Below are 14,698 nucleotides of genomic sequence, written 5' to 3' on the forward strand. Positions count from 1 at the left end.
AGCACAGCACCACCAAGCCCGCGTCATAATGACTGCGGGCCGTTTCGCGTTCGGGGTGCGCTACCACATCAGCGCTTCGCGTTTTGTTACCCGTGGGGATCCGGTATCATCGGCCAGATATCTTTGCGCGCGCGCCGATAGGGCGTTTGCGCCGGATTGTTCGGATAGGGTGTGCCGGCTGAGCAGTATATGATCTCGGATGCGATCTTTGAGAACGAGGCGAAAAAATGGTTGGTCGATTTGATCCCGAGGATCTTCTTTTCTGTCGGATCAATACCCATGACAGAAAACACACTCGGGTCGAAGGTCTGTGCCCGCGTTGAATTCAAAATGATATCGATGCCATCGAGAACGATATGAGCGGCATCGCCGAACGGTACGAAGCTTTCGCCAAAGCGCATCTCCGCATTGGTGACAAGTTTGACAACAGAAACAATCCCGTCCACTGGATTGCCCGTACCGGGAGCAGATTTGGCTCCGAAGCGCAGCGGAATTTCTGCACCTTCTCCCGCGGCCATGCAGATCTGGACTGCCATAGGATCCCAGATAGTGCCAATCGCGGTGTTTGTGGCGCCCTTGTCGAGCAGTTCTCGCAGGAGCACGGTCGCGTCACCTGCAGTTCCGCCGCCGGGATTGTCCCATATGTCGGCGATCACCACTGGCCAGGATGTGGCGGCAAGCGCAGAGGCTACGGCCTGCTTCTCGTCCACCTGCGGCATGATGAAGGTGCCGCGGCTGGCAAACAACTCGAGCCCCAGCCTGCGGGCAAGCATCTCCCCCTTTTCCCTGTTATCGTTGGTCACCACAAGCACCTTCGTGCCCATCTCAGGCACGTCACCCGCCATGAAGCCGTGGACGACCGAAATGGAGAGAATGTCCGCGTCATCCCGCTCGATCTTCATGATCCTGTCGATGAAGGAGCGCATCGGATCACGAGAGGTCGGAAAAACATCGATCATTCGGCAATCGAAGACCGACATGACCGGCTGCACGCGGCCCTCGAGCATATCGACGGTGATCCGCCAGAGATCCTCGGCACGATCGACGAAATCCGTGTGCGGAAATTCCTTGAAGTAGACGAAGAGATCGGCGGCCGACAGCCGCTTGTCCGTCAGATGGCTGTGGGGATCAAGTTCGGCGCAGATCGGGACACCGGCTCCAACCAGTTCACGGATGCGGGTGAGAATGTCGCCCTCGGCATCCTCATAGCCGGCGGCAACCATGGCGCCATGCAATCCGAGCACAACGGCATCGACCGGCATTGCCGCATGCAACTGGCCGAGCACCTCGTCACGTAGTGCTTCATAGGTCGAGCGATTAAGCAACCCTGCCGGATCGGCCCAGGCGGCAGTGCCCTCGATCAGTTCCCAGCCCTTTTCAGCCGTGACCCGTCGGCCGACAGTGATTGGTGCGGTGCAGAGCGTCGGCGTTTCCGGATGCTCGCCGGGCGGCGCATAGAGTGAGGCCTCGAAGGCACGGCGGTCGACACAGATCGGCGAGAAGGTATTTGTTTCTGTCGCCAGAGCTGCAGTAAAGATGCGCAAATGAAATCGCCCCTGTTTTCCGTCCGCTCAGCCCATCGGATTCGGCAGGTATCCCGTAAATCCGGCGATCTTCCAGCGACCGCCATGAATGCGGCAATAGTATAAAGTCTGCCACTGCATCACATCGCGGCTACCATCCGCCCTGGCCAGTCCACCATCGAACTTCTTGCGCACCAGCGCCATGTCGCCCGCGATTTCGATGTCCTCCAGTATCGTAGTGGTGAAAATCGCCGTCCGTGCATCCTCGGCGAATGACTGCGCGGCAAAGTCCGTCGCCTGTTTCAGCCATTCGTTGCGGTAAGCGGAAAGGGTCGGGAAAGCGAGCCGCCAGCTGTCCGGACTGATCTCCTTTTTGCCATCGATCCCGATGAATCCTTCTTCGATGAAATCGTTTTCTACCATGGACCAGTCAGCAGCCAGGAAAGCATCAATGTCACGCGCTACGAGCATCTCCCAGATAAAGTGGCGGTCGCGATCCGAGGATGGAAATGGATTTTGAAAAGGATACCGCATGCGTCCCCACAATTAAAATTATTTTCATAAAAGCAGTTTTGCTGGCGAAAATCTGCTTTGCATACCGCGTTGTCAACCTGACAGGAAATGATTTGCAAGGAAGCTGCAATGCACCAAGCCTTGTGGCACGGTTTGACACTACGGCGCATCAAGCAACACCTGGTCGCCCATCGCGATGGCGACGACCGCCTCCTGGGAGACTGATCGAATGTCGCTAAAGGAAATGCACCCCGCCGACTGCATCAGGTACATACTTTAAGTGACTGACTGATCACTCTCTTATAGAGGCGTGTCTGCGGAGACAGATGATGGCAAGACCCCGAAGCGACGAGAAGCGTAGTGCGATCATGAAGGCGGCGATTGCGATTATCGCCGCGCAAGGGACGAGTGCGCCTACCGCAATGATAGCAAAAGAGGCAGGGGTTTCGAATGGAGCATTGTTTACGTATTTCGAAACCAAAGCCGAGCTTTTGAACCAACTCTACAAAGAATTGAAGACGGAAATGGCCATGTCGACAACGGTTGGGATTCCAACTCATGCCGATATGCATGACCAGGTTCTTCACGTTTGGAATGGCTGGTTGAACTGGACGCTTGCAAACCCGCAAAAGCGCCGCGTGCTTGCGCATCTCGGCGTCTCCAATGAAGTCACGACAGCCAGCCGTCAGGCAGTAGACGAGGTTTATGCCGACGTCGAAGCTCTTTTGGATCGGAGCCGAGCCAATGGTCCGTTGCGAGACGCACCGCTGATGTTCGTCGCCACGCTCGTCACGGGCATACTGGATGCAACGGCCGATTACATCGCACGCGACCCCGCCGGGGCGGATGCGCATGCTGCTGCCGGGTTCAGGGCGCTTTGGCGCATCCTCGGCTGATTTATCTCACTAATTAAAGAGAGACTGGACAGTCATTATGAATTTTGGTTCGGCAGGAAAAGAGCCTCGGCAGGAAATCGTCGTGGTAACCGGAGCGTCCACCGGTATCGGCGCCGCTACAGCCCGCGAGCTTGCCGCGTGGCTTCCACGTCCTCGCCGGCGTACGTCGCGAAATGGATGGCGATGCAATCCGGGCCGACAACATTGAACCTGTCATGCTCGAGATAACTGAGGCGGCGGCGATCACTGCACTCGTGCAGCACATCACCGAGGATCCGCAGCGCCGAACTTTGCGCGCCCTGGTGAACAATGCCGGGGTTGCGGTCAATGCGCCGCTAGAGACCTACGTCCTGCCCGAGTGGCGTCGCTTGTTCGAGGTCAATCTTTTCGGTCATGTCGCGATGATGCAGGCCCTGCTCCCATTGCTTATCCAAAGCAGGGGTACGATCGTCAACATATCCTCCGTCGGGGGCAGGGTAGCGATGGCAACCTACGGCCCTTACGCTGCGACGAAATTCGCCCTGGAAGCCGTCAGCGATTCATTGCGTCGCGAGGTCGGGTCCCTTGGCGTGAAGGTCGTCGTGATCGAACCGGGTGCAGTCACCACCGGAATGCTCGGGCGGGTCGACGCGACCGGGCAGCGGGTCGTCAGCGAAATGACGACCGAGCAACGCGGCCGATACGGTGCACTGATGCAAGCCGTTGTCGCGCAGGCCCAGGCATCCGTGTCGGGAGGCGCTACCGCCGAGGATGTCGCGACAATCATCGTCGACGCAATTGTCAGCAAGCAGCCTCGCACCCGCTATACCGTCGGACGTAGCACCGCGATGATCGCTCGGCTTATCAGGATCCTACCCGACCGGATGCTTGACAAGCTTCTCGCCCAGGGTTTGAAGCCGTATCTTCCGAAGTGAGTGCCCACTCACCCAAGTAGCGCCGGGCTGAAGGCTGTCGGTCAGCCAGCTTCCAAGTTTCTACTCATTCCGTCATTACTGCGAGGCTTGCGTTCTTTGCTGTTCAAAGCATCGCGCTCGGCGAAAACGCGAGCGACCTCGGCCATGTTCTCCGTCCCCCACGAGCAGAGGGGGACAAGGGCCTCAGCCAGGCTGCGGCCCAGGGGAGTAAGCCCGTAGTCCACCCTTGGCGGGATTTCCTTGTAGTCGGTACGCTTTACCAGACCGTCGGCTTCAAGCTCCTTGAGCTGCTGGATCAGCATCTTGTCGCTGACATCTCTCACGGCACGCCGCAGCGCTCCGTATCTGGTGGGGCCACCCTGCGCGACGAAGTACAGGATCAGCGGCTTCCATTTGCCGGCAATCACCCGCAACGTCGCATCGAGGCCGCAGGTAAACCCAGGCAGCGTCGTTGCGACAGTCTCGCCCGGCGGTAAATCATTTTCCGGTGGTCCGGCTTTATCGACATTATCGTGTGACATTATTAGTACTTACCAAAAGGTGCATACTTGTCAATAGGGATGCGCGTCGCCAGTTTCTTCTCGTGTCAACCAAGGAGCACAACATGAAAAGATTACAAGGCAAGACGGCAGTGGTGACTGGCGGTGGAAGTGGGATCGGGCTCGGGGCTGCCAAGCGGTTCATTGAGGAAGGCGCATTCGTCTATATTTTTGGAAGACGGCAGGAGGCGCTTGATGCGGCCTTGGCAGAGCTGGGTTCAGAGGCGCGCGCCGTAAAGGGGTCTGTCACCAGCTTCGCCGATCTCGATCGTCTGTATGAGACGGTGAGGAGCGAACGTGGAACGCTCGACATCCTGCTGGCAAACGCAGGGACCGGTTCGTTCGCGCCCCTCGGCGAAATCACGCCAGAGCACTTCGACCAGACCTTCGATCTCAATGTGAAGGGCCTGGTGTTTACGGTGCAGAAAGCGCTTCCCCTCATGACGAAAGGCGCGTCGATCATCCTGACCGGTTCGAGCGCGGGGGTCATGGGCACGCCGGCATTCAGCATCTACAGCGCTACCAAGGCAGCTGTTCGCAACCTGGCCCGCAGCTGGGCACTCGACCTTCGCGGCACCGGCATCCGCGTCAATGTGATGTCTCCGGGCCCGATCACGACCGAGCTTGCGCTTGAGGTTCTGGGGGATGAAGGGATGGCCGCGATGGGCGAGACGACGGCGCTCAGTCGTATGGGAGATCCCTCGGAGACAGGTGCGGTAGCAGCCTTCCTCGCCTCCTCCGACAGCAGCTTCATGACCGGCAGCGAAGTCTTCGTCGACGGAGGCCTGGCGCAGGTCTGACCCTCCGGGCCTCGGCATGTGGGCTCCGCTGCAAAGCGGGGCCCTCAGCCGAAGAGCATCATTCGTCCACGCGCGCGCTGATCCCGGCGGTGTCGTTGCATAGGTCAGCACGGGACGCTGCGTGCGTGGAAAGACTGTCCATCATTGCGCGAAGAATAATGGCAGCGGAGGCGGCGCCGGGGTCTATGTGACCGAGCGATCGCTGACCGAGCCGTGCGGCCCTGCCGCGGGCAGCGACCATGGAACTCGTCGCGTTCGCACCGGCCTCTGCTGCTTCCGTGACCCGTCGCCACATGTCTGATGGCGTGGTCCCCTCCGCCTTGGCCGCAATGGCTGCTTCCATGGCTGGAATCCACGCGTCGAGCATGGTCTTGTCGCCGCGCTGGCCTTTTCCACGTTGCTGGATGCCGAGCGTCAGGGCTTCGATGATAGCCACCTGGTTAGCCAGCGACAACGACGCGTCCGTCTCGAGCATCTTTGCGGCCTTGAGGAAGGCACTGGCATAGAGGGGGCCCGTGGACGCTCCGACGGCATCTAGGAAAGCCGATGCTGCCGTCGCAAAGACAGTCGAGGCGGCGGCAGTGTCGAGGTCCAGGCGCGCCAGTTCCATCGTCACGGCATGGAAGCCGAGCGACATGGTAATGCCGTGGTCGGCGTCGCCGATGGCGCCGTCGAGCGATGTCAGCCGATCTTTCTGCCGATCGATTGCAGCAGAAATATCATGAAACATCCGCCCGAGGCTTCGTGCCGCGCTCTCAGTCATCGCTATCCTCCATCGATCGGGCCATCTCCTCCCCGATTGCCGTTTCACGTTATCTTCAGAACGACACCGTCGCAGGGATGTTTCAAAAGTGCGGTCAGGTCCTCGTCCAGATGCAGTATCGATATGGATGCGCCGACCATGTCGAGGGATGTGAAATAGTGCCCGACCCAGTTGGCGTCTATGGCGATCCCCTTCGCTGCCAGTCGCTGCTCCACCCGCCTGAAGAGAATGTATAGCTCCATCAGCGGCGTTGCGCCGAACGAATTGACCAGTACGGCAACGCGATCCCCGGCCACCGGTTTCATCTCCGAAAAAATACGGTCGATGACTTTGTCGACTATCGCGTCGGCGGGCATCATCTTCTCGCGGGCGACGCCGGGCTCGCCGTGGATCCCCATGCCGAACTCGATGTCTTCTGGCCCGATGGCGAAATTGTATCGCCGCGTCTGCGGCATGGAGCAGGGCTCGAGAGCGACGCCGACAGTGTAGGTGCGGGCATTTGCCCTGCGTGTCAGGGCCTCGCATTTCTCTAGGGGAAAACCGAGGTCGCAGGCCGCACCGGCTGCCTTGAAGACGAAGAAGTTCCCGGCAACCCCACGTCGGCCGTCGCGGTCCTCAATTGGCGAAGAGGCAATATCGTCGGTCGTCAGCACCGTTCTGACCGATATCCCCTTGGCCTCGGCCATTTCTGCGGCCATTTCGAAATTCATCACGTCGCCTGCATAGTTGCCGTAGACGAAAAGGACCCCTTCACCTCCCGACGCAGCCTCGGCACCTTGCAGGATCGGACCCGGCGGCGGCGACGAGAAAACATTACCGATGGCCACGGCGTCTGCCAGGCCTTTGCCGACATAGCCGTAAAAACCAGGTTCATGCCCGGCACCGCCGCCGATCACGAGACCGACTTTCCCCGGCCTCGGGCCGTCCCGCGCAATGAGGACGCGATGGGATTTGTCGATCGGCCGGAGATGGCTCGCATGGGCCTTGACCATGCCCGAAAGCATCTCCTCGACGACATGGTCCGGATTGTTGAGAAACTTCTTGGTATAAAGGCGCTGGTTGACTGGGGGCACCGGCTGGCCGATGTCCGTCTTCGCCCGCTGCGAGATCCTGCGATCCACATCTGCGACACCGTCGGCATTGAGGATGCCGCGCGCAGTTGCAGCATCGGTGATCAGCACATTGACATAGCCGCCGCGCAGTGCGGCAAGAATAGCCGGCACCTTGTCGAAGCCACCGGCAATGGCAACGCGCAAGTCGATGGCCTTCAGCATGTCCAGCGAAATACCGATGGTACGCTCGTCGAGCGGGCCGGTGATAGGTCGCCCATGGCCGTCTATGAAGCGACCGGCGACGACTCCGACGGCATTTCTGGCGAGGTAATCCTGCAGGGAAACAGACTCGAAAAAACCGCTGGTATGGATGGTCGAGTTGGGGCGCAGCGACGATATGCCGAAGAGTGCTTTGTTGGCGCGCGCAAGGGTCTGGAACTGGTCCTCGATCAACGGCTCGCGCAACAGCAGGTCGCGCATTTCAGGGCTGGTGACGATTGCCGGCGCGGAAATGTTGATTAGCCTTGCGCCGACCGCGTCGGCAATCGAGGCCGCGCAGAGTTCGGGCGTGTAGGCGAAGCTGGCCCGCGTTCCACCTGTCGCCTGGACGACGGTGACATCCTGAAGGCCGGTCGCCGATGCCCGCTCTCCGACGGCAAGCACTGTCCGGCCCCAGGAAACCGCGAGCGTATCGCCTGATTGCAGCAGGCGTTGCAAGGCCTGCGCGCCTGCCATTCCCAACCGCTCGATCAGGGGCTTGGCATTGTCGTCGCTCGGCACGACAAGACAGTCCGCCAGGCCGAAGTGGTGCTTTATCTCCCGGGCGACGGTCAGCGACGACAAGCGGCCGGGCTCGATGGAAATGGTGACGATGCCTCGCTCGCGCGCTTCGGCGAGGTAGCTGTTGACCGTTGCGCGCGAGATGCCCATGGCATCGGCGATGTCGCCCTGCGTCATGCCGTCTTCGTAATAGAGCCAGCACGCCCAGACATAGGGATCGTCGCCGTAGCGCAGCGGCATTCCCTCGAGCGCTTCGGACGCGCTGGCCTTGCCGGCGGTGGACTTTCGCGGCTGGGATAATTTGATCGTCATCTAAACGCGCCGTCTCCCGTGTTTTCGACTGCAAGGATGAAAGCACGGCAAGCGCTTTTGCAAGGGACCTGGAGCGAAAGTCACGCCAGACCGGCCGGCGGACGCGCCTTTCTACCGCGTCAGGATCAGCGCAGGCGTTCCTGCGCAGATAGGCTGAGCTGTTTCAGGATAATCGCGCAAGAGGTGGCGCCAGCATCAAGGACACCGAGAGAACGATCCCCCAGGCGGCTCGACCGGCCAATTTTTGCGACTAGATCGATTGTTGAGTCGCGACCGGCCTCGGCCGCCTGAACCAGTTTCTGAAGCGCAGTCTCGAAGGGCTCGCCCGATGCGACGGCGTCGTCGAAAGCCTCGATGGCGGGTACGAGTGCATCGAGCAGCGTCTTGTCGCCCACCTTGGCGGAGCCGATGGACTGTATGCCGTCAAGCCCGGCATGCAGCATCGCGCTGAATGTTTTGGGATCGATGTCTTCGCGACCTTCGAGTTGCTCGGCGAATTCGGTAAACATCACGCCGTAGAGCGGTCCCATCGAGCCGCCGATCTCATTCATCAGCACGGAACCGAGGATCTCGAAGGACTGGCCGAGGGTTGCATCCTGTCCCTTCAGCCGTTCTGCCGCCATGCCGAAACCTTTTGCCATATTGACGCCGTGGTCGCCGTCGCCGATCTTTCCGTCGATCTCGCTGAGATAAGCCCGATTTTCGACGATGCGATCGGCAATGGCCAGTACGATCGGAGCGGCGGAGGTGTTCTTGAACGTCTGCATGTGGGTTTTCCTCAAAGCTTCATGGTGCAGTCGACATCGACCGCGAGCAGCGCTTTGGTTTCGTCGTCGAGCGCCATGACTGTCAACGTCGCCCCGACCATCTCCAGCGACGTGAAGTAATTACCGACATAGGTCTTGTGAATGACCAGTCCCCGACCGGTAATTTCCGTCTCGATCGTGTCGTTGAGGATATACAACTCGTTCAGCGGCGTGGCACCCAGACCCGACACCAGAACGGCAACCTCTGTTCCCGTCGGAAGATTATGGTCGTCCAGCACGATCTTGCACATGTCGCGTGCAATCTCCTGCGCCGTCTTCAGGGGTTCGACTCGGACGCCGGGTTCGCCATGGTGGCCGATGCCCACTTCCATGGTTCCGGGTTCGATCTGGAAGTTCGGGTGGCCGACTGCCGGCAGCGTGCAGGGACCAAGGCCGACACCGATCGAGCGGCAATTGTCGATTGCCTTCTGGGCCGCAATACGGACCTCCTCGAGGCTTCCGCCCTGCGATGCCCGGGCGCTGCCGATCTTCCACATGAAGATCTCGCCCGCCACGCCACGCCTTTTCTCCCGCTCATGCGGTGGTGCGGAGCAAACGTCGTCATTGGCAACGACGGTTGCGACCTCGATACCCTCCTTGGCCGCGAGCCGGATCGCCATTTTCACATTCATGTTGTCGCCGGCATAATTGCCATAGAGGCACACGACGCCGGCGCCGCCATTGGCCTCGCGGAAGGCATCCTGAAAGCTCTTTGCGGTCGGTGAGGAAAAAAGCTCGCCAACGGCCACCGCATCCAACATGTTCCGGCCGGTATAGCCCATGAATCCCGGCTCATGGCCGGAGCCGCCACCGGTGACGACGCCGACCTTGCCGGCAACAGGGGCATCCCTGGCGACGATGACGCGCGGGTTCTGCCCGACGCGAAGGATGTCGGAATGAGCCTTGACGAAGCCCTTGACGGTATCTTCGACGACCTGGTCCGGATCATTGATAAATCTCTGCATAATGTCTCCTTGAAATTCCAGGCTGTCGCTCAGAGAATGGTGTAGCCGCCATCGATCAGAAGATCGGCCCCGTTGATCATGTCGGCGCCGTTCGAAACCAGGAACACTGCTGCGGCAGCCACTTCTTCCGGATAAGCAAAGCGCCCGTTCGGTATTCTTTTCTTGGCAGCTTCGCCCTTCTCACCGGCCCAGGCCTTCTTGCCGAGTTCCGTCAGCACCACGGTCGGGGAAATCGTGTTGACGCAAATTCCATGCTTGCCCCATTCTGCGGCAAAGGTCTTCGACATGCCGATAACGCCGAATTTCGAAGCGCAATAGGCCACATGCTCCTCGATCGCAACCGTTCCCGCCTGGGAGGCCATGTTGACGATCTTGCCGCCCTTGCCGGCGGCGATCATCGCCCGCCCGACCGCCTGGGTCACGAGAAAGCTGCCCTTCAGATTGATGTTGATGGTTCTGTCCCAATGGTCGAGCGACAGGTCCTGGGCCGGGGCGAGATAGACGACGCCGGCGCTGTTGACCGCGATGTCGATGCCGCCAAAGGCAGCCAGAACGTCGGCAACTGCCTTTTCGACCGATTGCGGGCTCGACACGTCGCAGATGAACGGTCTTGCGCCATGTCCGAGCGATCTGGCTTTTTCAGCAGCGACATCGGCATTGATGTCGAGCACGGCAACTGTAGCGCCCTTGGAAGAAAATGCGTCGGCAATGGCCGCACCGATGCCGGAGGCGCCGCCGGTCACCAGCGCAATCTTGCCGGTCAGCGGGAAATTAAGGTCTATCTGCAAAGCGGTATCGGTCATTGTGCTCTACTCTCGTCTATCGGGATCGGGGCGGCGTGGCCGCCCCTTTCACCCGTTTCCTACTTGCGCGATTCCAGCAGCTTGTCGGCATTCTCCGGAGTAACCTTGGTCCACGGAACCAGGTAATCCTTCTCCTTGCCGTCATTCCACTTCATGTCGGGATACTGGGTCCAGACGGTTGATACCGGCTTGTAGTCCGGCCGGGCCGCCTTGATGGCGACGTCGAGCGCGCCCTGTGCCTGGGCGCTGCCGTCCTGCAGGATCGATGCCATCTGGCCTGCCTTGACGGCGTTGATTGCATCCGTCACCCCATCGACGCCGGCAATGGCGAAGTCGGAGACCTTCAGCTTGGCTGCCTTGATCGCCTCGATGGCGCCCAATGCCATTTCGTCGTTCTGGCCAATGATACCCTGGATCTGGCCAGGGTGGGAAGTCAGCCAGTTCTCCATCAGCGTCTGGGCTTCGGCGCGCGACCAGTTGGCCGTCTGCGTTTCTAGAACCTTGACATCGGGGCAGGCTTTCAGCGCCTTCTGGTTGCCTTCGAGGCGCTGGATCTGGCCGGATTGACCGATCGGTCCCTCGAGAATGACGAGATTGCCCTTGCAGCCCATCTTGTCGAGCACGGCCTTGGCTTCCATCTCGCCGGCCAGCACGTCGTTCGAGCCGACATAGGATGTCAACAGGTCCGAATTGACGCGAGCGTTCGAGCCGACCACCGGGATACCGGCATCATGGGCCGCCTGAACGGCCGCAGCACCGGCTTCGACATCCATCGGCACGAAGATGATCGCATCGAACTTCTGCGTGATCATCGTGTTGAACTGTTCCTGCTGCACGAGCGCGTCGTAGCGGCCGTCAAAGACGGTCAGTTCGACATCGCCGCTCTTGACGGCCGGATGCTGTTTCAGTGCCGCCGACCAGAGCTGCATGAATTCGGCGTTCAGGCCGTATGTCGTCGCCCCGATCTTGAGTTTCTTGTCCTGCGCCATGGCCGGCGCCGCAAGAATGGCGACGCTGGCGATAAGTCCAATCAACAGTCTCTTCATCTCTTTCTCCTCCATAGAGAATCCCGGCTGCCATCTGGCATGCCGTTTTGTTGCGGGCAGCAGTTGCCGCCCGAATTGCTGCGGTCACTGACCGTGATTTCGTTTCTGGTCGAGCATCACGGCGCCAACGATGAGGGCGCCCTTGAGGACCTGTTGGTAGTAGGACTGGATGCCGAGCAGATCGAGACCGTTGTTCATCACGCCGATGATCAACGCGCCGATCAGCGTGCCGGTGACGCGCCCGACGCCGCCGGAAAGGCTGGTTCCGCCGATGACGACGGCGGCGATGGCGTCGAGTTCATAGGCAACGCCCGCCTGGGGCAGGGCCGAGCCGGTGCGCGCCGAGAGCATCATGCCGGCGAGACCCGAAAGGGCGCCCGAGATGGTATAGACGACGAAGCGGATGCGGGTGACGTTGATGCCGGAGGTCTTTGCCGCATGCGGGTTGCCACCGACGGCATAGATGTAGCGACCGAACCGCGTCCGGTTCAACACCCACCAGGACACCAGAAAGACCACCGCCAGGATGACGACCGGCATCGGAATGCCGATGATATTGCCGGTGCCGATCCAGCGAAACTCCGGTGTCAGGCCCGGAACCGGTTTCCCACCGCCATAGATGAGGGTCATGCCACGCGCCGCAGACAGCATGCCGAGAGTGGCGACAAAGGCGGGGACCGAAAAGCGCGAGACGATGATGCCGACGATGGTACCGCAGGCAAGACCGACAAGGATCCCGGCGGCGAGGGCCACATAGGCCGGGTAGGGCGCGCCGAATACGCCGGCCGTCGCCGATGTCGTCGCCAGGCTGGCGCTGACGATGCCGGTCAGGGCCACTACCGAGCCCACCGACAGGTCGATGCCGCGCGTCAGGATCACGAAGGTCATGCCGATCGCCAGCACGCCGTTGATCGAAGTCTGCAGCAGGATGTTCGAGATATTCCCGGACGTCAGGAAGTATTCGTTCGACACGGAGAGGATGAGCGACAACAGCAGGAAGGCAAGGAAGATCCCGTACTCCTGCAGCAGCAATCTGCGACGGTCTGCATTGAACCAGCCCGACATCGTTTTATGATCTGTGAGAGACACGTTTCTGACCTCATGACGTTCCGGACGAACGACTTCTTGTTTTGGGGATGCGCTACGTCGAAAGGTGAACCAGGGTTTCGGCGTTGGCCTCGTCGCGCCGGTAGATGCCCGCAGACCGGCCGTCGCGCATGACGAGGATGCGGTCCGACATGCCCAGCACCTCATCGATTTCCGATGAAATCATGATCACTGTGCCGCCTGCCGCTGCAAAATCGCAGATGATCCGGTAGATCTCGCGCTTGGCGCCGACGTCGACACCGCGTGTCGGCTCGTCGAGCAGCAGGATTTTCGGGTCGCGCAAAAACCACTTGCCGAGCACGACCTTCTGCTGGTTGCCGCCCGAAAGGCCCGAGACGGCCATCGTGTCGCGCGCTGCCTTGATGCCGAAATGGGCGATCATCCGGCTGCTTGCTGCCTGCTCCTCGCGGCCACGCATTACAAAGTTGGGGCTCATCTCCGGCAGGCTTGCCATCGCAATGTTGCCGCGCACGCTGTCGTCGAGGTTGAGGCCGGTGAGTTTTCTATCCTCGGTGACGAAGGCAATCCCGTGCTTCATCGCCTCGGCCGGCCTTGAGACGGTGATCGGCTGCCCATGCAGACGCATCGTACCGGTGTCGGGCTTGTCGAGGCCGAAGAGACAATTGAAGATCTCCGTGCGTCCGGAACCCATGAGCCCGTAGATGCCAAAGATCTCGCCCCTCTTTGCGGAAAAGGAAATGTCGTCGATTTTGCCGGAAGCAGACAGTCCCGACACTTCGAACCCGGTCTCGTCGCTCGGTACGTTGGTCTTGATATACTCCTCTCCAAGATCGCGCCCGACGATCATGCGGATCAGGCTCGGCCGATCGATCTCGGAGAGATCGCCGCTGCCGACATAGGCACCATCGCGAAATACAGTATAGGCGTCGGCGATCTGAAAGATTTCGGACAGCCGGTGCGACACATAGACGACACCCTTGCCGGCCGCCTTCAGCCGGACGATCGTTTTGAACAGCTGCTGTGCTTCCTTTTCGCCAATGGCCGACGTCGGCTCGTCCATGAAGATGACCTCGGCGTCATGGCTGAGCGCCTTGGCGATCTCGACCAGCTGCATCTGCGCCACCGAAAGGTTCATCATGTATTGGTTGGAGCGGATATCGAACTCAAGCTGGTCGAGCAGCTTTTGGGCATTCAGGTTCATCGTCTTGAAATCGATGCCGCCGAAGCGCCGCGACGGTTCGCGGCCGAGATAGATGTTTTCGGCAACAGTCATGTGCGGAACCGGGCTGAGTTCCTGCTCTATGATGGCGATGCCGGAAGCGAGTGCGTCGCCGGGCTTCGAGAAGTCGACGTCCTTGCCGCTGCGGCGGATCGTGCCGCCATCTCGCTTGTGGATGCCCATGAGGATCTTCAGGAACGTCGACTTGCCGGCGCCGTTACCGCCACAAAGCGCATGCACCGATCCGGCCCTTAGCTGGAACCGTCCGTCCTTCAGAGCCGAGACGCCGCCGAACGACTTCTTGAGCCCCTCAACCTCGAGAAGATAATCCACGCTCTGTCCTCCTCCTCTCCGGCCTGCCCGGTGGATGGGAGGCTGAATGTCGCTGTGTCGATCTCCACATCGTCAGCGATACTGACAATAGTCAGCAACAACTCGACAAATGTCAAGGTGCTTTGGCGCGCCTTTTTTGGTAAAGCTCCGGCGGGCCAGCGAGGGCCGCCGTCCTGAGGACGTAGGCATATGCTTCTCCTTAAGTGTCCTCAGCGTTGGGCTACCGGCAAAGGCCGGGCTATCGACGTCCAAGCACCGGCTTCCGTCACATGATTTTCACGCTCCTGCAGAAAACCCTGCATTTCCAGTGAGTTACGACTTTTTTCTGATTTTGTGAAAATCGACTGTTGACTACTTCGGGAGGTA

Annotated in this window: 14 protein-coding genes; 3 read left to right on the forward strand and 11 right to left on the reverse strand. The window is 60.1% G+C overall.

Going from position 1 to position 14,698, the window contains the following annotated elements; translation table 11 throughout:
• Window positions 1–86: 86 nt before the first annotated feature.
• Window positions 87–1,544 carry a M81 family metallopeptidase gene (locus EQW76_RS27910; RefSeq protein WP_142832494.1) on the reverse strand — a complete coding sequence of 486 codons (1,458 nt, stop codon included), beginning with the start codon at window positions 1,542–1,544 and terminating at the stop codon, window positions 87–89.
• A gap of 27 nt (window positions 1,545–1,571) precedes the next feature.
• Window positions 1,572–2,057, reverse strand: coding sequence for a hypothetical protein (locus tag EQW76_RS27915; protein WP_143123491.1), 486 nt, complete (start codon window positions 2,055–2,057; stop codon window positions 1,572–1,574).
• Between the two features lie 305 nt (window positions 2,058–2,362).
• On the opposite strand from EQW76_RS27915, the gene EQW76_RS27920 reads away from it, so the two are divergent.
• Both EQW76_RS27920 and EQW76_RS27925 read left to right on the forward strand, forming a co-directional pair.
• A complete protein-coding gene (locus EQW76_RS27920) occupies window positions 2,363–2,932 on the forward strand; it encodes a TetR/AcrR family transcriptional regulator (protein ID WP_142832496.1) in 570 nt (189 codons plus the stop codon).
• Between the two features lie 215 nt (window positions 2,933–3,147).
• Entirely contained in the window at window positions 3,148–3,846 is a 699-nt protein-coding gene (locus EQW76_RS27925) for an SDR family NAD(P)-dependent oxidoreductase (RefSeq protein WP_202617238.1), read from the forward strand.
• 41 nt (window positions 3,847–3,887) lie between these two features.
• Here EQW76_RS27925 and EQW76_RS27930 read toward each other — a convergent pair whose 3' ends face one another.
• Window positions 3,888–4,292: a helix-turn-helix domain-containing protein gene (locus EQW76_RS27930; RefSeq protein WP_142832507.1), complete on the reverse strand. Its 405-nt coding sequence runs from the start codon at window positions 4,290–4,292 to the stop codon at window positions 3,888–3,890.
• 158 nt (window positions 4,293–4,450) lie between these two features.
• On the opposite strand from EQW76_RS27930, the gene EQW76_RS27935 reads away from it, so the two are divergent.
• The gene (locus EQW76_RS27935; RefSeq protein ID WP_142832498.1) at window positions 4,451–5,185 is read left to right on the forward strand and encodes an SDR family oxidoreductase; all 735 of its coding nucleotides are present in this window, start codon (window positions 4,451–4,453) and stop codon (window positions 5,183–5,185) included.
• A gap of 58 nt (window positions 5,186–5,243) precedes the next feature.
• Here EQW76_RS27935 and dhaL (EQW76_RS27940) read toward each other — a convergent pair whose 3' ends face one another.
• From dhaL (EQW76_RS27940) to EQW76_RS27975, 8 genes are all read right to left on the reverse strand, one after another.
• Window positions 5,244–5,948 (reverse strand): dihydroxyacetone kinase subunit DhaL, encoded by a 705-nt coding sequence (dhaL, locus tag EQW76_RS27940; RefSeq protein WP_142832499.1) that lies wholly within the window; start codon window positions 5,946–5,948, stop codon window positions 5,244–5,246.
• A gap of 44 nt (window positions 5,949–5,992) precedes the next feature.
• Window positions 5,993–8,092 (reverse strand): bifunctional sugar-binding transcriptional regulator/dihydroxyacetone kinase subunit DhaK, encoded by a 2,100-nt coding sequence (locus EQW76_RS27945; RefSeq protein ID WP_142832500.1) that lies wholly within the window; start codon window positions 8,090–8,092, stop codon window positions 5,993–5,995.
• Between the two features lie 125 nt (window positions 8,093–8,217).
• Window positions 8,218–8,859, reverse strand: coding sequence for a dihydroxyacetone kinase subunit DhaL (gene dhaL / locus EQW76_RS27950; RefSeq protein ID WP_142832501.1), 642 nt, complete (start codon window positions 8,857–8,859; stop codon window positions 8,218–8,220).
• An 11-nt stretch (window positions 8,860–8,870) separates the two neighbouring features.
• A complete protein-coding gene (locus EQW76_RS27955) occupies window positions 8,871–9,863 on the reverse strand; it encodes a dihydroxyacetone kinase subunit DhaK (protein WP_142832502.1) in 993 nt (330 codons plus the stop codon).
• Window positions 9,864–9,892: 29 nt separating this feature from the next.
• Complete coding sequence (locus EQW76_RS27960) at window positions 9,893–10,666, reverse strand: SDR family oxidoreductase (protein ID WP_143123492.1); 774 nt, start codon at window positions 10,664–10,666, stop codon at window positions 9,893–9,895.
• A gap of 59 nt (window positions 10,667–10,725) precedes the next feature.
• Window positions 10,726–11,712 (reverse strand): substrate-binding domain-containing protein, encoded by a 987-nt coding sequence (locus EQW76_RS27965; RefSeq protein ID WP_142832504.1) that lies wholly within the window; start codon window positions 11,710–11,712, stop codon window positions 10,726–10,728.
• A gap of 84 nt (window positions 11,713–11,796) precedes the next feature.
• Entirely contained in the window at window positions 11,797–12,777 is a 981-nt protein-coding gene (locus EQW76_RS27970; RefSeq protein ID WP_202617239.1) for an ABC transporter permease, read from the reverse strand.
• A gap of 76 nt (window positions 12,778–12,853) precedes the next feature.
• On the reverse strand, window positions 12,854–14,332 hold the full coding sequence (locus EQW76_RS27975) for a sugar ABC transporter ATP-binding protein (protein ID WP_142832506.1): 1,479 nt from the start codon (window positions 14,330–14,332) through the stop codon (window positions 12,854–12,856).
• Window positions 14,333–14,698 lie beyond the last annotated feature (366 nt).

Origin of the sequence: Rhizobium sp. rho-13.1 (assembly GCF_007000305.1) — a bacterium.
Taxonomy (GTDB): domain Bacteria; phylum Pseudomonadota; class Alphaproteobacteria; order Rhizobiales; family Rhizobiaceae; genus Rhizobium; species Rhizobium rhododendri.

Bases quoted from the DNA above. Each gene is read 5' to 3' on its own strand.
- EQW76_RS27915 (WP_143123491.1), bottom strand. From the start codon at position 2,057: ATGCGGTATCCTTTTCAAAATCCATTTCCATCCTCGGATCGCGACCGC.
- EQW76_RS27920 (WP_142832496.1), top strand. From the start codon at position 2,363: ATGATGGCAAGACCCCGAAGCGACGAGAAGCGTAGTGCGATCATGAAG.
- EQW76_RS27925 (WP_202617238.1), top strand. From the start codon at position 3,148: ATGCTCGAGATAACTGAGGCGGCGGCGATCACTGCACTCGTGCAGCAC.
- EQW76_RS27935 (WP_142832498.1), top strand. From the start codon at position 4,451: ATGAAAAGATTACAAGGCAAGACGGCAGTGGTGACTGGCGGTGGAAGT.
- dhaL (WP_142832499.1), bottom strand. From the start codon at position 5,948: ATGACTGAGAGCGCGGCACGAAGCCTCGGGCGGATGTTTCATGATATT.
- EQW76_RS27945 (WP_142832500.1), bottom strand. From the start codon at position 8,092: ATGACGATCAAATTATCCCAGCCGCGAAAGTCCACCGCCGGCAAGGCC.
- dhaL (WP_142832501.1), bottom strand. From the start codon at position 8,859: ATGCAGACGTTCAAGAACACCTCCGCCGCTCCGATCGTACTGGCCATT.
- EQW76_RS27955 (WP_142832502.1), bottom strand. From the start codon at position 9,863: ATGCAGAGATTTATCAATGATCCGGACCAGGTCGTCGAAGATACCGTC.
- EQW76_RS27960 (WP_143123492.1), bottom strand. From the start codon at position 10,666: ATGACCGATACCGCTTTGCAGATAGACCTTAATTTCCCGCTGACCGGC.
- EQW76_RS27965 (WP_142832504.1), bottom strand. From the start codon at position 11,712: ATGAAGAGACTGTTGATTGGACTTATCGCCAGCGTCGCCATTCTTGCG.
- EQW76_RS27970 (WP_202617239.1), bottom strand. From the start codon at position 12,777: ATGTCGGGCTGGTTCAATGCAGACCGTCGCAGATTGCTGCTGCAGGAG.